This is a genomic window from Actinoplanes sp. CA-131856, from assembly GCF_050956135.1.
GTDB lineage: Bacteria > Actinomycetota > Actinomycetes > Mycobacteriales > Micromonosporaceae > Actinoplanes.
In genome coordinates this window covers 6,848,828-6,871,172 of sequence record NZ_CP191849.1, presented here as the reverse complement: position 1 = coordinate 6,871,172, position 22,345 = coordinate 6,848,828, and the positions used below count along the sequence as shown (strand labels likewise).

22 protein-coding genes and 1 riboswitch are annotated in these 22,345 nt (G+C 70.5%); of the genes, 13 read left to right on the top strand and 9 right to left on the bottom strand.

Annotation, left to right across the window (positions count from 1 at the left end; translation table 11 throughout):
• Together cydB and ACQP2X_RS31870 are read right to left on the bottom strand one after the other, a co-directional pair.
• Complete coding sequence (gene cydB, locus ACQP2X_RS31875) at positions 1-981, bottom strand: cytochrome d ubiquinol oxidase subunit II (protein WP_498688197.1); 981 nt, start codon at positions 979-981, stop codon at positions 1-3.
• A 10-nt stretch (positions 982-991) separates the two neighbouring features.
• The gene (locus ACQP2X_RS31870; protein WP_498688195.1) at positions 992-2,356 is read right to left on the bottom strand and encodes a cytochrome ubiquinol oxidase subunit I; all 1,365 of its coding nucleotides are present in this window, start codon (positions 2,354-2,356) and stop codon (positions 992-994) included.
• Between the two features lie 86 nt (positions 2,357-2,442).
• Between ACQP2X_RS31870 and ACQP2X_RS31865 the strand changes: the two genes are divergently transcribed.
• From ACQP2X_RS31865 to ACQP2X_RS31845, 5 genes are all read left to right on the top strand, one after another.
• On the top strand, positions 2,443-2,790 hold the full coding sequence (locus tag ACQP2X_RS31865; protein ID WP_498688192.1) for a BlaI/MecI/CopY family transcriptional regulator: 348 nt from the start codon (positions 2,443-2,445) through the stop codon (positions 2,788-2,790).
• The gene (locus ACQP2X_RS31860) at positions 2,787-3,695 is read left to right on the top strand and encodes a M56 family metallopeptidase (protein ID WP_498688191.1); all 909 of its coding nucleotides are present in this window, start codon (positions 2,787-2,789) and stop codon (positions 3,693-3,695) included. Before ACQP2X_RS31865 ends, ACQP2X_RS31860 begins: the two co-directional genes overlap by 4 nt.
• 122 nt (positions 3,696-3,817) lie before the next feature.
• A riboswitch (cyclic di-AMP (ydaO/yuaA leader) is annotated at positions 3,818-3,954 on the top strand.
• 15 nt (positions 3,955-3,969) lie between these two features.
• Positions 3,970-4,965 (top strand): C40 family peptidase, encoded by a 996-nt coding sequence (locus ACQP2X_RS31855; RefSeq protein WP_498688190.1) that lies wholly within the window; start codon positions 3,970-3,972, stop codon positions 4,963-4,965.
• A gap of 75 nt (positions 4,966-5,040) precedes the next feature.
• Positions 5,041-6,264, top strand: a complete 1,224-nt coding sequence (locus ACQP2X_RS31850; protein ID WP_498688188.1) for an AAA family ATPase — start codon at positions 5,041-5,043, stop codon at positions 6,262-6,264.
• A complete protein-coding gene (locus ACQP2X_RS31845; RefSeq protein ID WP_498688187.1) occupies positions 6,261-7,538 on the top strand; it encodes a tetratricopeptide repeat protein in 1,278 nt (425 codons plus the stop codon). Before ACQP2X_RS31850 ends, ACQP2X_RS31845 begins: the two co-directional genes overlap by 4 nt.
• Positions 7,539-7,543: 5 nt before the next feature.
• Here the strand turns inward: ACQP2X_RS31845 and ACQP2X_RS31840 are convergent, their stop codons facing one another.
• The 4 genes from ACQP2X_RS31840 to ACQP2X_RS31825 form a co-directional block, all read right to left on the bottom strand.
• Positions 7,544-8,215, bottom strand: coding sequence for a Pr6Pr family membrane protein (locus ACQP2X_RS31840; protein ID WP_498688185.1), 672 nt, complete (start codon positions 8,213-8,215; stop codon positions 7,544-7,546).
• 103 nt (positions 8,216-8,318) lie between these two features.
• Complete coding sequence (locus ACQP2X_RS31835; protein ID WP_498688184.1) at positions 8,319-9,056, bottom strand: YcnI family copper-binding membrane protein; 738 nt, start codon at positions 9,054-9,056, stop codon at positions 8,319-8,321.
• A gap of 234 nt (positions 9,057-9,290) precedes the next feature.
• Positions 9,291-10,646, bottom strand: coding sequence for a sensor histidine kinase (locus ACQP2X_RS31830; RefSeq protein WP_498688182.1), 1,356 nt, complete (start codon positions 10,644-10,646; stop codon positions 9,291-9,293).
• The gene (locus ACQP2X_RS31825) at positions 10,646-11,314 is read right to left on the bottom strand and encodes a response regulator transcription factor (protein WP_498688181.1); all 669 of its coding nucleotides are present in this window, start codon (positions 11,312-11,314) and stop codon (positions 10,646-10,648) included. The genes ACQP2X_RS31830 and ACQP2X_RS31825 overlap by 1 nt, the downstream gene beginning before the upstream one ends.
• A gap of 104 nt (positions 11,315-11,418) precedes the next feature.
• Here ACQP2X_RS31825 and ACQP2X_RS31820 point away from each other — a divergent pair, with 104 nt between their 5' ends.
• The 5 genes from ACQP2X_RS31820 (at position 11,419) to ACQP2X_RS31800 (ending at position 16,050) form a co-directional block, all read left to right on the top strand.
• Positions 11,419-12,540, top strand: a complete 1,122-nt coding sequence (locus ACQP2X_RS31820; protein ID WP_498688179.1) for a LolA family protein — start codon at positions 11,419-11,421, stop codon at positions 12,538-12,540.
• Between the two features lie 93 nt (positions 12,541-12,633).
• Entirely contained in the window at positions 12,634-13,776 is a 1,143-nt protein-coding gene (gene trpB, locus ACQP2X_RS31815) for a tryptophan synthase subunit beta (RefSeq protein ID WP_498688178.1), read from the top strand.
• A complete protein-coding gene (gene trpA / locus ACQP2X_RS31810) occupies positions 13,773-14,549 on the top strand; it encodes a tryptophan synthase subunit alpha (protein ID WP_498688177.1) in 777 nt (258 codons plus the stop codon). Before trpB ends, trpA begins: the two co-directional genes overlap by 4 nt.
• Entirely contained in the window at positions 14,536-15,243 is a 708-nt protein-coding gene (locus ACQP2X_RS31805; protein ID WP_498688175.1) for a GntR family transcriptional regulator, read from the top strand. Before trpA ends, ACQP2X_RS31805 begins: the two co-directional genes overlap by 14 nt.
• A gap of 66 nt (positions 15,244-15,309) precedes the next feature.
• Complete coding sequence (locus tag ACQP2X_RS31800; protein WP_498688173.1) at positions 15,310-16,050, top strand: class I SAM-dependent methyltransferase; 741 nt, start codon at positions 15,310-15,312, stop codon at positions 16,048-16,050.
• A gap of 44 nt (positions 16,051-16,094) precedes the next feature.
• Here the strand turns inward: ACQP2X_RS31800 and ACQP2X_RS31795 are convergent, their stop codons facing one another.
• On the bottom strand, positions 16,095-16,364 hold the full coding sequence (locus tag ACQP2X_RS31795) for a DUF2277 domain-containing protein (RefSeq protein ID WP_498688171.1): 270 nt from the start codon (positions 16,362-16,364) through the stop codon (positions 16,095-16,097).
• A gap of 108 nt (positions 16,365-16,472) precedes the next feature.
• On the opposite strand from ACQP2X_RS31795, the gene ACQP2X_RS31790 reads away from it, so the two are divergent.
• Positions 16,473-17,207 (top strand): isocitrate lyase/PEP mutase family protein, encoded by a 735-nt coding sequence (locus tag ACQP2X_RS31790; RefSeq protein WP_498688170.1) that lies wholly within the window; start codon positions 16,473-16,475, stop codon positions 17,205-17,207.
• Between the two features lie 17 nt (positions 17,208-17,224).
• A complete protein-coding gene (locus ACQP2X_RS31785) occupies positions 17,225-17,614 on the top strand; it encodes a DnaJ family domain-containing protein (RefSeq protein WP_498688168.1) in 390 nt (129 codons plus the stop codon).
• Here the strand turns inward: ACQP2X_RS31785 and ACQP2X_RS31780 are convergent.
• Positions 17,598-19,226: a DUF6114 domain-containing protein gene (locus ACQP2X_RS31780; protein ID WP_498688167.1), complete on the bottom strand. Its 1,629-nt coding sequence runs from the start codon at positions 19,224-19,226 to the stop codon at positions 17,598-17,600. The two genes, ACQP2X_RS31785 and ACQP2X_RS31780, sit on opposite strands and share 17 nt — an antisense overlap.
• A gap of 85 nt (positions 19,227-19,311) precedes the next feature.
• Positions 19,312-19,938 carry a DUF6230 family protein gene (locus ACQP2X_RS31775; protein WP_498688166.1) on the bottom strand — a complete coding sequence of 209 codons (627 nt, stop codon included), beginning with the start codon at positions 19,936-19,938 and terminating at the stop codon, positions 19,312-19,314.
• A gap of 332 nt (positions 19,939-20,270) precedes the next feature.
• On the opposite strand from ACQP2X_RS31775, the gene ACQP2X_RS31770 reads away from it, so the two are divergent.
• Positions 20,271-22,340, top strand: a complete 2,070-nt coding sequence (locus tag ACQP2X_RS31770; protein ID WP_498688165.1) for a transglycosylase domain-containing protein — start codon at positions 20,271-20,273, stop codon at positions 22,338-22,340.
• Positions 22,341-22,345: the final 5 nt, after the last annotated feature.

Below are 22,345 nucleotides of genomic sequence, written 5' to 3'. Positions count from 1 at the left end.
TCATGAGGGGACCCGTTCGCTGGCGATGCGGCGGCGGAAGACCCAGTAGGAGAAGGCCTGGTACGCCAGGACGCCGGGGAGGATGAGGACGCCGGCCCAGGTGATCAGCTCGAGGGCCTGGGGTGTGGCGGCGGCCGCGTCCCGGGTCAGCGACCACCTCGGGTCGAGGGTGCTGCGCAGGACGACGTCGCCGTGGGTGGTGAAGACGGCGACCACGGCGCCGGCCACCGACAGGGCCGTGATGGCGAAGGCCAGGGCCTCGCGGCCGGAGCGGGCCAGCATGCCGGCCAGCAGGCTGAGGGCCGCGGCGGCCAGGGCCAGGCGTGACGACGTACCGAAACCGATGATCAGAAGCGCGACCGCCCCGCCCGTGCCCAGCCACCGCGCCAGCGTGCGGGCCCGATGGCGCAGGGGACCGCTGGTGCGCAGGCCGAGGAACGTGGCGCCCAGCATCAGGGCCGCGAACAGCGCGGCCAGCGCGCCCAGCCCGGCCTCCGGTGACCAGATCGGGCCCAAGGTGCGGGACAGGCCGCCGCCGGTCACCGAGCTGTCGGCGCCCAGGGCCAGGCCGCGGACGAACGTCGCCAGCAGGGCGCCCCAGACCAGGACGATGCCGAGCGAGCTGAGCGCCAGTGCGATGTCGGCGCGGCGGCGGTACGCGGGACCGTCGCCCTTGCCCCGGAACTCGAGGGCGACGCCGCGGACCGCGAGCAGGAGCAGCAGGACGACCATCGGCAGGTAGAGGCCGGAGAGCAGGGCGGAATACCAGGCCGGGAACGCGGCGAAGGTGACTCCGATGGCCGCGACCAGCCAGACCTCGTTGCCGTCCCAGAACGGGCCGATCGTGCGGACCGCGGCGCCGCGCTCGTGGTCGTCGCGGCCGAGGAGCGGGCCGAGCAGGCCCACGCCGAAGTCGAAGCCCTCCAGGACGAAGAAGAGCACCCAGGCGAGCACGACGACGGCGAACCAGAAGGTGATCATGGGTAGTCCCTCAGTAGACGGGTGCGGGTTCGGCGGTCTCGGCGACGGTGGCCGGCGGCGGCGCCAGCGGCTGTCGCGCGAGGTGGCGGACCAGGCGGAACCAGACGACCGCGAGGATGCCGTAGACGACGGTGAAGCCGGCCAGTGAGGCGATCACCTCGGAGCTGGTGAGCCCGGGGGAGATGCCGTCGGCGACCTTCGAGATGCCGAAGGCGATCCACGGCTGGCGGGCGGTCTCGGTGAAGATCCAGCCGAAGGTGTTGGCGACCGCGGGCAGGATCGGGATGAGCGGCAGCCAGCGGGTCAGCCAGCGCGGGGCCTCGCGGTTCTTCCTCGTACGCCACAGGTAGTACGCCGCCACGGCCGCGGCCAGCATGCCGGCGCCGATCATCACGCGGAACGACCAGAACGCCACCGGGATCATGGGCACGTACGAGCCCGGGCCGTACTGGGCGGCGTACTGCGCCTGAAGGTCGTTGATGCCCTGCACGGTCGCGGTCGGGCTGCCCTTGGCCAGGATCGACAGCAGCCACGGGATGTCCAGCGAGAAGTCCGGGAACGGCGAGCCGAGCGTGAAGATCGAGAACGGCGCGCCCTTGGTGGTCTCGTAGAGTGCCTCGGCCGCGGCCATCTTCATCGGCTGCACCTCGGTCATGACCTTGCCCAGGTGGTCGCCGGTGAGCGCGGTCAGCGCCCCGCCGGCCAGCGTCATCCAGGCGCCGAGCCGCGCCATGATCCGGAAGGTGCCGTCGGCCGCGAGCCGCCACACGCCCAGAGCCAGCAGCAGCGCCCCGCCCACCATGATCGCGCCGGCCAGCGTGTGCGGGAACGCGGCCAGATTGACCTTGTTCAGCAGCAGCTCGGTGAAGGAGGTGAGGCGGGCCCGCCCGGTCACCGGATCGAGGGTGTACGCCACCGGGTGCTGCATGAAGGAGTTGGCGGCCAGGATGATGAACGCGGACAGCACCGTGCCGATCGCGACGATGACGATCGTGGCCGTGTGCACGAGCCGGGGCAGGCGGTCCCACCCGAAGTACCAGAGCGCGAGGAACGTCGCCTCGAGGAAGAACGCGAGCATGCCCTCGATGGCCAGGGTCGGGCCGAAGACGTCGCCGTAGAACTTGGCGAAGTTGCTCCACCCGAGCCCGAACTGGAACTCCTGCACAAGGCCGGTGACCACGCCGACCGCGAACGTGACGATCAGGATCTTGCCGACGAACTTCGTCAGATGCAGGTAGTCGTCCCGCTTGGTGCGCAGCCACGCTATCTGCAGGCCGGCGGCGGCCGCAGCCAGGCTGATCGACAGCGGCACGAAGAAGTAGTGATTGATCGTCACCACCGCGAACTGGAGCCGGGTCAGGTCCAGCACGTCCATGGGAATGCCCCCTCTACGACGTCTCGTAGTAGATACTACGACGCGTAGTACGACGGCGTGCAGTAGGTCTGTGTAAGATGGCATACATGGCTCTCGGGGACTTGGAACGCGAGGTCATGCGGCAGTTGTGGGACGCGGGGGAGCCGCTCACCGTGCGGCAGGTGCACGAGCGGCTGCGGGAGCGCGACCTCGCCTACACGACCGTGATGACCGTGCTCAACCGCTTGACGAAAAAGCGCGTCGTCATCCAGCAGGACGAGGACCGTGCTTATAAGTACGTGCCCGCGCAGACTCGTGAGGAGATGACCGCCGGCCTCATGCTCGACGCGCTCACCGCCAGCGGCGATCAGGACGCCGCCCTGGCCTACTTCATGGGGCAGTTGTCACCCGACGCCCTGAAGGCAGCAATCGAAGCCGTCAACGACAAGAGGTGACGGCGCTTCTGCTCGGCGCGCTCGGCCTGACCCTGTCGCTGGTCGTGCCGGGCCCGCTGGCGCGCGCGAAGTGGCCCGACCGGGCCCCTGTCGCGGCCGTGCTGCTCTGGCAGTCGATCACCCTGAGCGCGGTGCTGTCCGCGCTCGGCGTCGTGCTCTCCGCGCCGTACGAGGTGACCCGGGCCGCCGGCTCGGGCAAGCCGGTCGCCGCCGCCGCGCTCATCGGCGCCCTGGCCGTGGCCGGCGTCATCATCCTGCGCCTGATCGTCTCGCTGGCCGGGGTGACCCGGCGCTCCCGGGTGCGCCGGGCCCGCCACCGGGAGCTGGTCGACCTGCTCGACCGGGCCGAGCAGCATCGCGAGCTCGGCCCCGACAACCTGCGCGTGCTGGACGGGGCGCTGCCGCTGGCCTACTGCGTGCCCGGCCGCGAGCCGCGCGTGGTCCTGAGCAACGGCGTGCTCCAGGTGCTCGACCGGGACCAGGTCGACGCGGTCCTGGCCCATGAGCAGACCCACCTGCGTCACCGGCACGAGGTGGTGATGGAGTCGTTCACGGCGTTCTATCGCGCCGTGCCGGGGCCGTTGCGGAGCCGGGCGCCGCTTGACGCCGTACATCTGCTGCTCGAAATGATCTCGGACGACGTGGCGCGGAGGAAGGCCGGAGCGGAGCCGCTGCGGGCCGCCCTCGAGCGGTTGACCGATGCCATCCCCCTGGCGGAGGACGCCCGGGCCGATCCGACGGGTGACGCCAGGCGTCGGCGGCTGGCCCGGCTCGGCAGGCCGCACACCGTGTCCGTCGGCCTCAACGCCCTCGCCGGGCTCGCCGCGGTGGGTCTGCTGGTGCTACCCACGGTGATCCTGGTGGTGCCCTGGCTCGACCGTGCGCTGGACCACTGGCCGCTCTAGTGACTCTGCGTATGTCTTCCTGAGCATGCAGTTTCCCGGACGCGGCGGCTTCAGTTCTCCACATGATCCGGAGTACGGTGGTCCCCGGTTCGGCAGCCCCCCATCGTCCACCCGGCCGATCTGACGGACCACCGCCTAATCGCCGTGTGGCGAACCGGGGACCCGAGTGGTTGGGGTGAAGCCGCGATGTCTCGCGGCCGGACGCGTCTTCCCGTCCGAACCCGTCAGCTAACCCGGTCGGCGGCTCGAGGGAAGAAAGGACATCACACCCAACGTGAAACGGATTGGGGCGCGCGGCCGCGCCGCAGTTCTGCGTGGACTCGTCTGCGCACTCGCGGCGGTCGGGGTCGTTGTCACCGGACCAGCCGTCGCGCACGCCACGCCCTCGCCCTCCTCGGTCGAGGCTCAGATCGACAAGCAGTGGAACGAACTCGAGCCGGTCATCGAGCAGTACAACGATGTGCACAACCAGCTGCTCAAGAACCGCGCTCAGCAGAAGAAGCTCGCCGCCCAGCTGACTCCGCTCCAGGTGCAGGTCGACCTGGCGATGGCACAGGTGCAGGGCCTGGCCGTCGACGCGTACAAGCAGGGTGCGCCGAACGCCCTCGACGCCATGATCATCAGTGGCTCGCCAACCGGGCTGACCGACAAGCTGACCTATCTCGATCAGCTCGCTCGTCATCAGCAGGAGCAGATCAAGGGCGTGGCGGCGCTGCGCGACAAGCTCACCGCCACCAAGTCCGACCTGGATGTCGTGACCAAGTCGGTCGCCGCGCGTGACAAGGACCTGTCCACGCGCAAGAAGGCGATCCAGACGAAGATCACGTCGCTGCAGAAACTGCGGATCCAGGCGTACGGCTCGGCGGACGCCTCGGACGGACCCCTGCGGTTGGGTGCCTGTCCGGTGACGTACACCAATGACAAGGGCGGGCGTGCGGCACAGCGCGCGTGCGACCTGATCGGCAAGCCGTACGTCTTCGGGTCGGCCGGACCCAACACGTACGACTGCTCCGGTCTGACCCAGGAGGCCTGGGCCAGCGTCGGTGTGCACCTCGACCACTACACGAAAGACCAGTGGGGCGAGGGCAAGGCGGTGTCGCGGGACGAGTTGCAACCAGGTGACCTGGTCTTCTTCTTCCCAGGAAGCCTCCATCACGTCGGCATCTACATCGGTGGCGGCCTGATGGTCCACGCTCCGCACACGGGGGACCACGTGCGGATGGCGGAGATCGATCGGATGCCCATCGCGGGCTTCCGCCGGCCAGGCTGATCCTTTCGTCGGCCCGGGGCCGCCGGGGCACACGCCCCGGCGGCCCCGGTCTTCGCACGGGCATAATTCGTTGTCATGAGCGACTCCCCCTTGATCGACAGCCTCATCGCGGCCGTGGAGGCCCGCCCGGACGACCTTCCGTTGCGGCTGCACTTGGCGGAGTTGCTCGTGGCGGCCGGTCGCGGTGGCGAGGCGATCGGGCACGCCGCCCAGGTCCTGGCCCGAGAGCCGGGCAACGCCACCGCCCAGAAACTGATGGGCGCCGCGCTGACCCCCTCGTCGCCGCCTCCGCCCGCGGCCCCCACCCCCGCGCAGGACGTCGACTGGGCCGCCATGGAGCAGGAGTTCGGTGACGTGGTGCCGCCGCGCTTCACCCGCGCCGACGGTGAGCCCGACCCCGTGCAGGGTCACGCCGACCGGACCTTCGACATCGAGACCTCGAGGGTCACGCTGGCCGACGTCGGCGGCATGCAGGAGGTCAAGAAGCGCCTCGAGATCTCCTTCCTGGGCCCGATGCGCAACCCCAAGCTGCGCAGCCTGTTCGGCAAGAGCCTGCGCGGCGGCCTGCTGCTCTACGGCCCGCCCGGCTGCGGCAAGACGTTCCTGGCCCGCGCGGTGGCCGGCGAGATGGGCGCCTCGTTCATCTCCCTGTCGATCACCGACGTGCTCAACATGTGGGTGGGCAGCTCCGAGCGCAACCTGCACGACCTGTTCGACTCGGCCCGCGGCCACGCGCCCTGCGTGCTGTTCCTCGACGAGATCGACGCGCTGGGCCACAAGCGCAGCCAGCTGAGCTCGTCGTCGATGCGCACGGTGGTCAACCAGCTGCTGACCGAGCTCGACGGGGTCGACGGCAACAACGACGGCGTCTTCGTGCTGGCCGCGACGAACGCGCCGTGGGACATCGACTCGGCGCTGCGCCGTCCGGGCCGGCTCGACCGTACGGTCCTGGTGCTCCCGCCCGACAAACCCGCGCGCGAGGCGATCCTGCAGTACCACCTGCGCGACCGCCCGGTGGCCGGCATCGACCTGGGCCGCGTGGCCGACGCCACCGACCACTACTCGGGCGCCGACCTGGCCCACGTGTGCGAGACGGCGGCCGAGTTCGCCATGCGCGACTCCATCGCCAGCGGCGACATCCGCATGATCAACCAGAAGGACATGCTCGACGCCGTACGGGAGGTCCGCCCCTCGACCGACGGCTGGTTCGCCACGGCCCGCAACGTGGCCATGTTCGCCAACGAGTCCGGCGAGTACGACGACCTGGCCGCCTACCTCAAGAAGCGCAAGATCCGTTGAGCGAGCGGGCCGGGGCCTACTGGCGGGCGCACCGGCTGGCGCAGGTGGGCCGCTACGACGAGGCGGAGAAGGCCGCGCGCGACGGCCTGGCCGAGGACCCGGGCGATGCCCGGCTGCTGACGCTGCTGGCATCAGTCCTGCGCCTGCGGCGCGACTATGCGGGGGCGCTGGCCACGGCCGACGCGGCGGTGGCGGCGGCGCCGCAGTTCGCCGACGCCCACGCGGAACGGGCCGAGAACCTCATCGTCATGATCCGGTCGCGGGACGCGGTCTCGGCCGCCGCCGAGGCCGTACGTCTCGAACCGGCGGAGCCGACCGGCCACTTCGTGCTGGCCCGGGCGCTGGCCTCGGCCAAGGACTTCCCGAGGGCCCGAGCGGCCGCCGCGCACGGGCGGGCCCTGGACCCGAACTCGGTGGAGGGCCTGCTGACAGTGGCCGACGTCGAACGCGACGCCGGCAACCGGGAGGCGGCGGTGGTGGCGGCGCGGGCGGCATTGGCCATGTCGCCGGGCAACCCGTACGGCCGGTGGCTGCTAGCAATGCTCGACGCGGAACGCCTGCGGGTCCGCCGGTCGATGCGGGCGTTGCGCGACGTGGCCCGCGACAATCCGGCCCGCGCCGACATCGTCTCGATGACGTGGCCGATCCGCGGAGTCCTGAACGGACTGCGCCGGGGCCTGGCCGCGAGCGCGGCGCTGGTCTGCGTACTGCAATTGATCGCCCTGTGGTGGTGGCCCACGGCGGGCCCGTTCGGCCGCGCCATGGCGGCGGTCCTGGCCGCGGTGATGGCCGGGTTCGCCGCCCGCATCCTGATTCCGGCCGGCCGGTTGCCGTGGCGGTGCCTGCGCTTGCTGCCGCCGTTGATGCGCCGCGCCGACCTGACGGCGCTGGGGTTGACGGCTGTCGCCATAACATTGCTTTTCCTGTACGCCTGGACGGCCTGGTGGCCACTCCCACTACTGGCCTTGGCCCTGACCCCGTTCCTGTGGTTCCTGGGTTTGGCCGAGTTGCTGGGCGCGGGCCTGGACGACCCGGGAATGAGGCACGCCATCACCGACTTGGCCGCCGAGTTCCGCGACTGGTGGCGTACCACCAAGAAGGACATCCGCGAAGCCTGGACCAGTCCCCAGCCCGCCCGCCGTCCGCCACCCGCCGGAAATTCACCTCACCCGCCTTCACCACCGCCGACCACGCCGCCCGTTTTGCCGCCTTTCGGCCCTCCTGTCCGGCCTCCTGGTGAGACTCAGCGGCCGGAGGATGACCGGCCCCGGTGACCAGCTCAGCTCTTTTCGGCGGCGGCTGACGCTGGGATCGGGGCGTCCTCGGTCGCGATCCGGGGCAGGCGGCGGTCGAGGAGCCACAGGATCGCCGCGAAGACAGCAGCCATGACGGCGACCATCAGCATGTTGCGGACGGCGGTGGGATAGCCGATCGCGGTGGCGTCCGTGAAGGGGTACGGGAACCAGTCGGTGGTCGCGCCGTGCGCCAGCGTGTAGCCGATCCACGCGGCCGGCCACACGAACGCCCAGGCGACCGTCCGGAGCTCGATCCGCGGCCGCGGGCCGAAGAGCAGCCAACCGGCCAGTGCCGCCCACGGCGCGATGTAGTGGAAACCCAGGTTGGACCACCAACCGGCGCCCTGCGGGTCGGATTCGCCGGCGAGGATCGTGGCGTACACGATGCCCGTCACGATGATCGCGAGCAGCGAGTCGAGCCGCAGGACGCGCCAGACCCGTCCGTCGCGCCCCGGATCGATCATGAGGGTGCCCGCGGCGAGCAGCACCAGCACGTTGCTCTGGATCGTGAAGTAGCTGAACAGCCGGATGAACCGCGTGACGGCCGGCGCGTCGGTCCCCTGCGCGCTGAGCACGATCTGAATGATCAGCGAGGTCAGGACGACGGCGAAGAGAAGACCGTGCCAGACCCGCGAGGCCGTACGAACGCGATTCACGTCCGGTAGTAAACCCGTGATCCACTCGCAGGGAAAGCGCGAGGCCGGCCACGCTCGCGCGGCCGGCCTCGTCAGGGCTTCATGGTGTCAGGGCTTCACGGTGTCAGGGCTTCGTGGCGGGCGCGCTGTCCTGCGCCGGGCGGCGACCGGCCTTGGCGTACGCGAGAAGTGCCAGGATCAGCGCGATCACACCGGCGATGAGACCCGCGATGCCGAAGGCGTCGGGCCCGTCGGAGCTGTCGTCGGCGGGAGCGGCCTCAGCGGTGGCGGTCGCGGTGGGCGCGGCGGCGGCCGTGTCGGTCGTGCTCGCCGCGGCCAGCTTCAGCACCGGCGCCGGGTGTTCCGGCTCGGAACCGTCGGTGGTGGGCTCGTCGATCCAGCGGACGATGGTGTTGTCGGAGTAGGTCTGCAGAGCCTTGAAGACCATCTGACCGGACTCGGGCAGCGGCCCGAGCGACACGTCGAACTCCTGGAACTGCCCCGGCTTGACCTCGGAGCCGGCCTTGGCCGTCCAGGTGATCTTCGAAACCGACTCGGTGATCTGGGCGCCGTGCGCCTCGAGCGGCTTGGCCAGCTTGGAGATGGTGGTGGCCACGTCCCACCCGGTGATCGGCTTGACCGAGACCGAGGCCACCGGGTTGTCGGCCGGAAGGTTCACCTCGACCTTGGTCGTGGAGGCGGTGTCGGACTCGTTGGGCACCCGGAAGGTCACCTTGGCGTAGCCACCGGCGGTCGCGGTGTCGGGGTTCACCGTGACGTGAGCGGAGGCCGGCGCGGCCAGCGCCAGGGTAAGGCCGGCGACCGTGGCGGCCACCAGGGCCGAGCGCTTGAGCAGGGACATCGAAGTCGTCAACCTTCCGCATGGGGGACAGCCCGTTGCCGGGCACTCCGCGTTGGTCGCCCCACAACCCACGAAAGTTCCCGCACGCCCCAACTTTTTCGCCACCGTTAAGCGCCGGGCCCGCACAGTCCAGCGGCCCACCTCGCCCGGCCCCGCATTTCTCGCGCCGCCCACTTCGCCCGGCCCGCATTTCTCGCGCGGCTCACCTCGCCCGGACCGCATTTCTCGCGTGGCTCAGCGGACGGCCGGCAGGCGCACGTCCACTCGGAGGCCGGGGCCGGCATCGCTCAGGCTGACCGTGCCACCATGACGGCGGGCCAGCTCGCGAACGATCGCCAGGCCCAGCCCCGAACCGCCGGCGTCGCGGGCGCGGGCGTCGTCGAGCCGCGTGAACCGGTCGAAGACCCGCTCCCGGTCGGCCTCCGGAATGCCCGGGCCGTCGTCGGTCACGGTGATCCAGCGGTACGCCGCGTCGGCGCGCACCTCGACGCAGATGCGCGATTTCGCGTGGCGCACCGCGTTGTCCAGCAGGTTCGCCACCACCCGGCCGAGCGCGTCGGGCTCACCGGTGATCGTCACCGGCGCCGCCGGCCGCACATAGCCCACCGAGGGGTAGCGGGCCGCCACGTCACCGACCACCGCGCCCAGGTCGACCTCGCGGAACGGAGCCGCCACGACACGACCTGGCGCCGCGTCGTCGGCCCGGGCGAGCAGCAGCATGTCGTCGACGAGCCGGCTGAGACGGTCGACGTCGGTGAGCAGGTCGTCGGCGAGCGCGTTCCAGTCGGTGTCGGGCAGCCGCTGCGAGACCTCCAACTCCGTACGCATGTTGGTCAGCGGGCTGCGCAGCTCGTGGGCCGCGTCGGCCACGAACGCCCGCTGCCGTGCCTGCGCCGCGTCGAGCCGGTGCAGCATGCCGTTCAGTGTCACCGCGAGCCGGTGGATCTCGTCGCGGGACTCGGGCACGGGCAGCCGCCCGGCCCGCGTGCCCCCGGTGATCTCCTCGGCGCCCGCACGCAGCGCGTCGACCGGGCTGAGCGCCGCCCCGAGCACCCGCCACAGCACCAGCCAGAGGGCACCCACCAGCAGCGGGAACATGATCAGCAGGGTCACGCGCAGGATGTGCACGCCCTGCGTCAGGTCGTTCGTGGACCGCGCGACCAGCACCCGCACGGGATCGGTGGGCGGGCCGGCGGTCACCATCACGACGCGGGCGTCGCCGTCGAGCCCGACCCGGCTGCCGGGGATCTCGCGCACGTTCCCGTCGCTCATGCCGCTCAGCTCGTCGGGGTGCAGCATCGGGATGAGCCGGTCGGCGCCGGCCGAGATCGACAGGACCCGGCCCTGCGCGTCGATGACCTGCACCTGCATGGCCGCGTTGACCGGGATCGGCTCGGCCAGCTGACCTTGCTCGACCAGCTTGGCCACGCCCCGCGCCGTGTCCAGCGCCTCGGCGTTCACCGCGCGCAGCAGCCCGAAGTTGAGCACGGCGACGAGCAGCACCCCGCCCGCGGCCAGCCCGGCCGTCAGCGCCAGAACCGAGGTGAGCACCAGCCGGGCGCGCAGGCTGAGCTCGCGCGGCCGGCGCATCAGTCTCCCGTCACGGCCGCGAGCCGGTAGCCCGCGCCGCGCACGGTCTCGAGCCGGTCGCGCCCGATCTTGCGGCGCAGGTAGCCGACGTAGACCTCGACCGCGTTCGGCGCCGTCTCCACCGCGGCGTCCCAGACGTGGTCGAGCAGCTCGATCTTGCTGACCACCTCGCCGGGGCGGCGCATGAGGTATTCCAGCAGGGCGAACTCGCGGGCCGTGAGGGTCACCTCGACCCCGGCGACCATCACCCGGCGCTCGGCCGGATCGAGCTCGACGTCGCCGTGCGCGAGCACGGTCGGCCGCTCGTGCACGCCGCGCCGCAGCAGCGCCCGCAGCCGCGCGAGCAGCACGATGTAGGAGAAGGGCTTGGTGAGATAGTCGTCGGCGCCGCAGTCGAGACCGTCGGCCTGGTCATACTCCCCGTCCTTGGCCGACAGCATCAGCACCGGCACCCAGTTGCCCTCGGCGCGCAGCTGACGGACGACCCGATAGCCGCTGAGCCGCGGCAGCATCACGTCGAGGATCATCGCGTCGTACCCGCCGTGACGGGCCATCTCGAGCCCGTCCTGCCCGTCGCCGGACACATCCACCGCGAAGCCCTCGGCCTGCAACCCGCGCTGCAACGCGGCCGCGAGCCGCGCCTCGTCTTCCACCACCAGCAACCGCACCCCCTTACCTTTGCATGGGAGGGGCAACCCCTAGGGGCGGCTCTCAGCCCGGTCACAGCGGCCACGGCGCACTCTTGGTGGCAGATCAACGGGAGGTGGACATCGTGTCCGTGTTCAGATCGAGGCCGGCCCTTCGCTGGCTCGTACCATCCGCAGCCGCGGTGGTCGTGATCGGGGGCGGCGCAGCGGCGGGAACGATCGTCGCGAGCGCGGACCCCTCGCTGCCCGACCGCAGCGCGGCCGAATTGCTCGTCGACCTGCAAAACGCCAAGGTCGACGGATTGTCCGGCACCATCGTGCAGAGCGCCGACCTGGGCCTGCCGAAGATTGCCGGGCTGACCGCCGACTCGGGCGGCGCCGACCTGGTCAACCTGGTCGCGGGCAGCAACACCGCCCGCGTCTGGTACGCCGGTGAGGACAAGGCCCGGCTGGCGCTCATGAGCACGCTCGGCGAGACCGACGTCATCCGCAACGGCAGCGACGTCTGGCTCTGGCAGAGCAAGGCCAAGACCGCCACTCACCTGACCCTGCCCAAGGACGTGGACAAGAAGCCCGCGACCCTGCCGACGGGGATCCCCTCGACGCCGCAGGACGCGGCCGAGGCGGCGCTCGACGCCATCGACCCGACCACGGCGGTCTCGACCACCGGTGCGGCCAAGGTGGCCGGCCGCGACGCCTATGAGCTCGTGCTCAGCCCGCGGGCGACCGAGTCGCTGATCGGGCAGGTGCGCCTGGCGATCGACGCGGAGAAGAAGATCCCGCTGCGCGTCGACGTCTACGCCAAGGACGCGGTGAATCCGGCCGTCCGGGTCGCGTTCCAGCAGATCAGTTTCGACACGCCCGACGCTCAGCAGTTCGTCTTCAACCCGCCGCCGGGCACGAAGGTCAACAAGACCGACGCGGGCAAGCTCGAGACCGAGCTGGAGAAGGAGCACAAGGCTGCCGAGGCCCGGAAGCCGGCCGCGAAGCAGCCGGCCGCTGGCGAGCAGCCGAAGGTGATCGGCGAGGGCTGGGCGTCCGTGGTCACGGCGAAACTGCCGAAGGCCACCGGTGACGAGGGCAAGCAGCTCGACGGCGTGATCGACATGCTGCCGAAGGTGAGCGGGAGCTGGGGCAGTGGACATCTCTTCTCCGGTTCTCTATTCAGCGTGCTGGTGACTGACGACGGCCGGGTCTTCGCCGGCGCTGTGGCTCCGGAAACGCTGTACAAGGCCGCTGCCAAATAGTTCTAGAACTCTCCGCCGAGTTATGCAACACTTCGGCGGAGAGTTCTACAACTTTTGGAGGCGTGCCCCATGACAAGCACGACGTCTACCTTGATGACGGAACCGGCCGCCGGTCGCTTCGGCGACTTCGGTGGCCGGTTCGTCCCCGAGTCCCTCGTGCCGGCCTGCGCCGCCCTGTCCGACGCCTTCCGCGACGCTTGGGCCGACCCCGGCTTCCGGGCCGAGCTCGACGAGCTGCTCGCCGTCTACGCCGGCCGGCCCACCCCGCTCACCCCGGCCCGTAACCTCTCGGCCCAGCTCGGCGTCGAGCTGCTGCTCAAGCGCGAAGATCTGGCGCACACCGGCTCCCACAAAATCAACAACGTGCTCGGCCAGGCGCTGCTCGCCCGCCGGATGGGCAAGACCCGACTGATCGCCGAGACGGGCGCCGGGCAGCACGGGGTCGCCACGGCCACGGCGGCCGCCCTGCTCGGTCTCCGCGCGACTGTTTACATGGGTGAGCGCGACATCGAGCGCCAGCAGCTCAACGTCCTGCGGATGACCACCCTCGGCGCCGAGGTCGTTCCGGTCACCAGCGGCAGCCGCACCCTCAAGGACGCCACGAACGAGGCCATGCGGGCCTGGGTGTCCGACGTGGACGACGCCCACTTCCTGCTGGGCTCGGTCGGCGGCCCTCACCCGTACCCCTGGATGGTCCGGGAGTTGCAGCGCGTGATCGGCGCCGAGGCCCGGCGTCAGAGCCCCACGATCCCCGACGTGGTGGTGGCGTGCGTCGGCGGCGGCTCGAACGCGGCCGGCACGTTCGCGGGTTTCGTCGACACGAGCGCGCGGCTGGTCGGCGTCGAGGCGGCCGGCGGCGCGGCCATGACCAGCGGCTCGCCCGGTGTCGTGCACGGCGCCCGCTCGATGGTCCTTCAGGACGCGGAGGGCCAGGTCGCCGAGGCGGAGTCGATAGCGGCCGGCCTCGACTATCCCGGCATCGGCCCCGAGCACGCCCACCTGGGCGCCATCGGGCGCGCGGAATACCGGACGGTCGATGACGCCGAGGTGGTCGACGCGGTCCGCCGGCTGGCCCGCGCCGAGGGCATCATCTGCGCGCTCGAGTCGGCCCACGCGGTCGCCTGGGTGCTGCGCGCCGCGGGCACGCCCGACCTGCCGACCGGCTCGCGGGTGATCCTCACTTTGTCCGGCCGGGGCGACAAAGACATGGCGACGCTTCCCGGCGGTGCGGCATGACGGCCCTCGTCCCGTACGTCACGGGCGGCATCACCGACGACTGGACCGACTACCTGCTGGCCTACCAGGAGGCGGGCGCGACGGCGATCGAGATCGGCCTGCCCTTCTCCGATCCCATGCTCGACGGCGTCACCATCCAGGAGGCGTCCGACAGGGCGCTGTCCCGCGGCACGACAGTGGCGTCGATCCTCGACGACCTTCGTGCCGTACGGGGCCGACTGCGGGTGCCACTGATCGTCATGACGTACGCGAATCTCGTGTTCCACCGCTCCGCGGCCGTTTTCTGCCGCGAGCTGGCCGACGCTGGCGTCAGCGGGCTGATCGTTCCCGACCTGCCCGTGGACGAGGCGGCGCCGGTGGCCGGGGCCGCCGGCGCCGCCGGTATCGACCTCATTCCGCTGGTCGCGCCGGTCACGCCCGACGATCGCCTCGCCGAGATCGCGGGGCTGGGCGACAGCTATATCTACGCGGTCAGCGTGATGGGCACGACCGGCGAACGAGCATCGTTCGGCGACTCCGCCGGACGGCTCGCGGCGCGGGTCAAAGCGGTCACCGACCGGCCGGTGCTCATCGGGTTCGGCGTCTCCTCGCCGGAGCAGGCGGCCGAGGCCGGGCGCGCCGGGGACGGGGTGGTGGTGGCATCCGCGCTGATGCGTAGGGTTCTTGACGGGGCCACGGCGGCGGAACTACGGGAGACCGTCGCGAGCCTCGCCGCAGCTCTGGAGGATTCCACTGACTACGCGACTGCCGAAGTATCAGGTGATCGCCGATGACCTGACCACGAAGATCCGTGACGGCGAGCTGCCGCCGGGTGCTGCGTTGCCGCCGCAGCGTGAGCTCAGCGCCTCGTACGGGGTGACGCTCGCGACGCTGCGCCAGGCCTTGCAGCGCTTGGAGAACGACGGGCTGCTGTCGCAGCAGCCCGGCCGGGGCACGTTCGTGACGGAGCCGCGCCCGACGTACCAGCTGCATTCGATGCGCGGGTTCGAGGAGGACCTGCGCGAGCAGGGCCAGACGGTGTCGACATACGTGCTGGGCCAGGGGCTGGCGCATCCCCCGGCCTGGGCCGCGGCGCTGTTGGACTACGGGTTCCCCGTGGTGCGGCTGGAACGCCTCCGGCTGCTGTCCGGCCGGCCTGTGGTCCACCAGCTTTCGTACGTCCGCAACCGCGAGCTGGAGGAGGCGGATCTCAGCGAGAAGTCCCTGTACGCCGTGCTGGCCTCCCGCGGCGTCATCGTCCACAAGGCGAACGAGGTGATCCGACCTGGCGTTCTCGACGACGAGACGGCCGAGCTGCTGCACCAGCCGCCCGGCGCACCCGTGTTCCTTTCCGAGCGGGTCACCTACGACCCCGACGGGTTAGCCGTGGTGGTCGATCGGGCGACCATCCTCGGCACGGCCATGGAGATCCGCACCCACCGGGCCCTGACCGGCTTCTCCATGCAGTGGACCCGCCCACCCAGCTAAAGCGCGCGAGAGGGGTTGATCTATGTCGGTAGCTTCGCGGCCGTGAGGATGCCGTCGGATGATGCAGTGCAGCAGTATGCGGGGACTACCGAGAACCTGACCGCGCGGATAGCCATTCACGCGTACGGGAGCAATCCGCAGGGATGGTTCCCGTGGCTGGGGGAGCGGCTGCCGAGCGCGGGGGACGTGCTCGAGGTGGGCGCGGGGACCGGTGAGCTGTGGCGGCATCTCAATCCGCGGCGGCCAGGGCTGCGGCTCACGCTCACGGACTTCTCGGCGGCCATGTGCGAGCGGCTCGAGGACGTCGCGGGGGCGGACGTGCGCCGGTGCGATGCGACGGATCTGCCGTTTGCGGACGGGCGGTTCGACGCGGTCATCGCCAACCACATGCTGTACCACGTCGACGAGCCGGAGCTGGCGCTGCGGGAGTTCGCGCGGGTGCTGCGGCCGGGTGGGCGGCTTTACGTGGCCACCAACGGGCGCGGGCACATGGAGGAGCTGTTCGCGGTCGCGGCGGCCGTGGGCAAGCCGGACGTGAACGGTTCGGCCGCTCGCAGCAACTTCCCGGCCGAGGACGCGCCAGTGGCCGTGGGGCGGTACTTCCGGGACGTGGTGGCCGAGGCCTACCCGAGCGACCTGCTGGTTCCGGACGCCGAGCCGGTGGTCGCCTATCTCGCCAGCCTCTCGGGCGAGCCGCTCACCGGTGCACAGCTCGCAGCCGCCCGCGATCTCGTCCAGGCGCGGATCGAGGCGGAGGGGCACTTCCGCATTCGCAAGCACACCGAGCTGATCACCGCGACCCGCTGACGGCTCCGAAGCCGCGCAAGGCGCGCGGCGGGGCCGGGCGGGGGTCAGGAAGCGTAGCGGCGTTCGGCTCGGGCTCGGGCCTTTGCTGCCTCTTCCTCTCGGTTCTTTGGTGGGGCGGTGGTCACCAGGTCGCCCAGCAGGTCGGCCGTGGCGGCGGCTACGGCGGCCACGGCGCGGTCGAAGGCCTCCTGGTTGGCCTGGGAAGGGCGGGTCGAGCCGGCTACCTTGCGGACGTACTGCAAGGCGGCGGCGTGGATCTCGTCGTGGGTGGCTGGTGGTTCGAAGTTGTGCAGCTGGTGGATGTTGCGGCACATCGGCGGGGTCCTTTCGGGGACTGGGCGGGCCACTGGTCAAACTACGCCGGGGGTGCGACATGAACGGTTCGGACGGGGCCGAAGTGTGCGGGGCCTAGCGTCGTCCGCATGACCGATTTTCATGCGCTTCACCGGCCGGGGACGCCGCTTCTGCTGCCCAACGCGTGGGACGTGGCGTCCGTGTTCGCGCTGGCCGAGGCCGGCTTCGAAGCTGTCGGGACCACCAGCCTCGGCATCGCGGCCGCCTCCGGGGTGCCGGACGGGGCGGGGCTGGCCCAGGAACGGACGCTGGAATTGGTGCGGCGGGTCAACGGGCTTCGGGTGCCGCTCACCGTCGATGTGGAGAGCGCGGGTGCGGACTTCGCCGCCGAGCTCCACGCGGCGGGGGCGGCCGGGATCAACGTCGAAGACGGGCGGGGCCCTGACGGGCTTGCGCCGGTTGCCGAGCAGGCGGAGCTCATCGCCGCCATCAAGCAGCGGGTGCCGGGGCTCTTCGTGAACGCCCGCATCGACACCTACTGGCTCGGGACCTGTCAGGGCGACACCGCCACGCGGGCCGAGGCCTACCTTGCCGCCGGCGCTGACGGGATCTTCGTGCCGGGGATCCGGGACGACGATGAGATCCGGGCGCTGCCGGCGCCGCTCAACGTGCTGCTCCTGCCCGGCATGACCGTGGCGCGTCTCGCCCGGTTGAACGTGGCGCGGATCAGCACCGGCTCGCTGCTGTACCGGGCCGCCCTCGACGCGGCGCTCGTCACCGCGGCCGCCATCCAGGAGGGTGCGCCGGCGCCGGAGGGCGTCCGGTCGTACGCCGAAACCGACCGGCTGGCCGGTCTTCCCTGAAGAACTAAAATGGGGCCATGGCCCACTGGTACGAGTCGTCGATCGATCGGCAGCTTCGGGAGGCGGCTGAGCGCGGGGAATTCGACAACCTCGCCGGCACGGGCAAACCCTTCGCCGATCACGGGCAGGAGTACGACGACGACTGGTGGGTCAAGGACTGGCTGCGGCGTGAAGGAGCCACCGCCGGTGTCGTGCCGCCCACCCTGGCCCTGCGCCGCGAGACCGAGGATCTCGAGGAGATCGTCGACCGGCTCACGACCGAGCGTGCGGTGCGGGAACGCGTGGACGGGCTCAACGAGCGGATCCGCCAGGCGAACGTGGGCCTCATGGACGGGCCTCCGGTGATCCTCCGGCCGTTCGACCCCGACGCCGTCGTGGCCGCTTGGAAGGCTAGGCGGTCTCCCTGATGTCGAGGGGCGCCGCGGTCAGCGTGTCGCAGCGGACATACGCCAGCTGAATCGTCACGTCCGTGAACCAGAGCACCGGCAGCGTCAGCGGCGGCGGCTGCTCCGGGGTGAACGTCACCGGGATCAGGCCGAACAGCTTGCCCTCGAACTTCGGGGTGTAGAAGCGCACGTTCTTGTCCGTGACCAGCTCGTTGCTCTTGATCACTGTCGTGGCGTTGCCGGGCTCGGCGATGGTCAGGGTGAACGGCTTGTTCACCGCCTTGTCCATGCTGAACTTCAGCGCCTTGAAGCTGCCTTTCGCGGTCGGCATGTCGACCACGCCGTCGTACGTCGATTCGTACATCGTCAGGGAATCGACCTCCATGACGCCGGGCTTCTCCGACACCTGCGGGATGTCGTCGGCGCTGGCCACCTTGCCCATCACGCGCGGGCCGAGGCAGGGGATCTCCTCGACGCTGGGGGAAGCGGCCGGTTTGGTGGTCGGCGGGGTCGTGTGGGGCGCGGACGGCGGAGCCGCCGCCGACGGCGCGGTCGTGGTCGGCTCGGCCGCGGGGGTGGTGGCGGGAGCCGTGGTGGTGGCGCTCGTGGTGGGGGCGGACGCCGGCGCGGACCCTGACTCCGACGGCTCCGGCGACGTGCTCGGGGTGGAGTCGTCGCCGATCCCGAGCAGGTTGCCGAGGCCGTCGAAGAAGTCCTCGACCCCGTCCTTGACGGGGGTTGTCGACTTGGCCGGCGCGGAAGTGGCAGCCGGCGGCGAGGCGGGACTCGCGGGGGTACTGGACCCGCCCGCCGCCGGCTTGCTGGTGACCGTCTTCGGAGCGACGGTCCGGGTGGCGCCGGCCCGGAGGGACGGCGCCGAGGAGACGGGATCGGGGTCGGCCGGCGTGGAGGCCGGCGCCGACGAGAAGGACCGCGACGGAAGACCCTCGGGGCAGGTCACCGCCTTGGCCGGCATGTTGCTCCCGGCGATCAGGACGCTACTGGTGACGGCGACGACCAGCAGGATCACGCTCAGCGCCCGCGGGTGCGTCCCGCCGCGCGGGTCGTCCGATGCCGGCGGCATTCCCGGGATGATCGCGGTGTCGCCGCTGTCGGCGGGCCGCAGGATCGGCCGGGTAGGCCGGTCGTCGTGCCCGGCGATCTCGGTGTCGTCGAAACCGGGGCCGTCGGAGTCCTCGCGAGGGGAGGGCGAAGGGGAAGGGGAGGGGGAGGGGGAGGCGGCAGGGTCGGCCCAGGCGTCGGCGGCCGGCTTGGCCCGCGGCGGGCCCCAGGCGATCACCAGCGCGCCACCGACGATGCCAAGCATCATGCCGAGGATGAAGCCGCCGAGGTTGAGCCCCAGGAACGAGTAGAGCGCCGTCAGCAGCCCGACGATGCCGTAGAACAGCCGCTGCGCCGGCGAGGCCCAGGTCAGCGCCCCGGTGAGCAGCATGATCAGCGGCAGCAGGTAGGAGAGGAAGCCCTGCGGACCGAGGTGCAGCTCCATGTCGCCCAGGTCGAGGTTGGCGCTCAGGAACATCTCCACGCCGGACAACAGCAGGAAGAGCCCGCCCCAGAACGGCCGGCCGCGCCGCCACCGGCGGAACCTGCTCCAGAAGTCGTCCGTCGCCACAGTCTGCTGCCTTCCGAAAAGTCGAACGAGAAAGAAAGGAGTGGGGCCCGCGGACGATCTGTTCCGCGAGCCCCGGTGGTGCGTGTCAGCCCTCGAAACATTCCTTGCCGGACTGGCCGACGTAGAGCTTGAGGCTCATGCCGCTCAGCCGGAAGGTCGACGCCGAGGTCGAGTACGCCTTCTGGCGCAGGCCGTCGATGGTGACGGTGCGCGCCTGCTGGCCGAAGCTGCCCTCCTCGCCGTGCTCCTCCACGGGACGGCCGTCCCGGGTGAGGGTCGAGGCGTCCTGGCCGATGTCGATGTCCTCGAACGTCGCGTTACCGCTCAGCTCGGACATGCCGATCAGCAGGTCCTCGGCCTCGACCGGGTTCTTCGGGTCCTTACCGGCCTCGATCCGCAGGGTGATCGGTCCGGCCGCCACCGACTGGCACAGGTTGGTCAGGCTGGCGGTGTTGATGCCCGACATGGCGGCCGGGATCTTCTGGCCGTTCTTCTTCTCCAGCGGGCCGCTGTACTGGGTGAAGCCCTGACCCTCGAGCCGGTCGGCGGAGAGCTTGAACTGCGTGCCCGAGATCGAGAAGCTGGCGGCCAGCGCGCCCTGGGCCAGGGCGACGACCAGGCCCCCGGCAACCACGGTGGGCACGCCCACCGCTACGGCGAAACGGCGCCAGTTGGTGCGTCCGTACGCCGGATCGCCTTGCGCATCCTTCACGGAACCTCCTAGTGGTGGAGACGGCTACGGTCGGCGCGCAGAGAGGTCCGTCGATGCCGTCGCTTAACGTGCGGGAAATGTTGCCGCTCTGGTCAGCGGGTTACAAGAGGCTTGGCTACTAGTCAGTAACCCAGCTCACTGGATCTTGATAACGTTGCGTGACAACATCAAGAACGACGCGCATCAATTCGGGCGAATCCCCGCGCCAAATGGCCTGTGACGGTAACCACACGTATATGACGTGAGATAAATTACGGATCGGTAACAAAACCCAGGTTGTTCTCAGGAATCGGTGTTACGGGTTGATCAACAGACCTGGGAGGGACTTGCCGATGACCGAGAAGAGACGCGCCTTGGGCCGCCTGGGTGGGGTCCTGGTGCTCATCGGCGCCCTGGTCGGGGTGGCCGCCATCCCGCTCGGCGTGGTGCTGGGCGCGGGGGCGCACTGGCAGAACAGTCAGGCCGACGAGCTGCCGGCCCAGCTGCTCAGCCCCTCGGCGTCCCAGGTCACCCGGATCTACGCCAACGACGGCAAGACGCTGATCACCACGTTCTACGACGAGGACCGGCACGACGTCACACTGGCCCAGATCTCACCGGTGATGCAGAAGGCGATCGTCGCGGCCGAGGACACCCGCTTCCACGACCATGGCGGCGTCGACCTCAAGGGCCTGGCCCGCGCCTTCGTCAAGGACGCGAGCAGTGGCGAGGCCGCGCAGGGCGCCTCGACGCTGACCATGCAGCTGGTGCGCAACGTGCTCAAGGAGGACCCGACGCTGACCCCGTCGGAGCGGGCCGCGGCGACCGAGGACACCCCGGCCCGCAAGCTCCGCGAGATCGAGTACGCGATTCAGCTCGAGACCAAGCTCAGCAAGAAGCAGATCCTGCAGAACTATCTGAACCTGGTCTATTTCGGTAACGGTGCGTACGGGATCGAGGCCGCCGCCCGCCGCGTCTTCAACACCACCCCGGCCAAGCTCGACCTGGCCCAGTCGGCGCTGATCGCCGGCATCGTCCAGTCGCCGGACGCCGACAACCCGATCGGCGGCTCCAAGGCCAAGGCCCGCGAGCGCCAGCTCTACGTGCTCGCCGCCATGGTCAAGGCCGGCATGATCACCCAGGCCCAGAGCGACGCCGCGGCCAAGGAGAAGCTCACCTACTCGGGCACGACCCCGCCCAACGGCTGTGTCGACGCCAGCGGCGAGACCGACGGCTGGGGCTTCTTCTGCGACTACGTACAGCGCTGGTGGGAGGAGCAGCCGCAGTTCGGCAAGACGGTCGCCGAGCGCGACGACGCGCTGCGCCGCGGCGGCTACTCCATCGTGACGACGCTCGACCCGGACATCCAGAAGAAGGCGGCCGCCGAGTCCCGCTCGGTCTACGGGCTGAAGAACTCCAAGACGCTGCCGATCGCCGTGGTCCAGCCCGGCACCGGCAAGGTGCTCGCGCTCGCCGTCAACCGCCACTACGGCAGCGCGGTCAAGACCACCGACACCGTGAATCCGCTGGTCAGCGGCGGTAAGGACCTCTACGGCTATCCGTCCGGCTCGACCTTCAAGATGTTCACGATGCTGGCCGCCCTGGAGAAGGGCCTGCCGCTGAGCACCGGATACGAGACGAAGTCGCCGCTGGTCACCGAATGGACCGACTGGGGGCCGGGCAACTGCGACGGCAAGTACTGCCCGGGCAACGACAACCCGGCCTGGATGGACGGCTTCCGCACCATGTGGGACGGCTTCGGTCGTTCGGTGAACACCTATTTCGTGCGCCTCGAGGAGCAGGTCGGTCCGGCCGCCGTGGTCGAGATGGCCCAGCGCCTGGGCATCAGCTTCGCCAACCCGGCCGACAAGAAGCAGGCCGAGAGCAGCGCCGGCTCGTGGGGCTCGTTCACGCTCGGCGTCATCGACACCACCCCGCTCGAACTCGCCTCGGCTTATGCGACAGTGGCGTCCGAGGGGACGTACTGCTCACCGCTCCCGATTTCCTCGATCACCAAGCCTGACGGTGAGAAGGTCGCGGTCTCGACGAACTGCAAGAAGGTCCTCGACACCGAGGTGGCCCGGGCCGCGACGGACGCCGCGCGCTGCCCGGTGGGTCAGCAGAGCTCGTACGGCAAGTGTGACGGCGGCACCGGCACCCAGGTGGCCAGTATTTTCGGCGGCGTCCAGGTGGCCGGCAAGACCGGCAGCACCGAGGACAACCGCACGGAGACGTTCGTCGGCTTCACGCCGACCGTGGCCGCCGCCGGCATCGCCAACGACCCGGTCAACCCCTCCGACCACGTCGGCTCGGGCGTCGAGGCGGATGTGGTCACCGCTGTCGCGAAGACGCTGAAATACGCCGCCGGTGACGAGTCGCAGGACTTCACCCCGCCCGGCAGCGCCATCGCCTTCGGGGGATAGAGGCC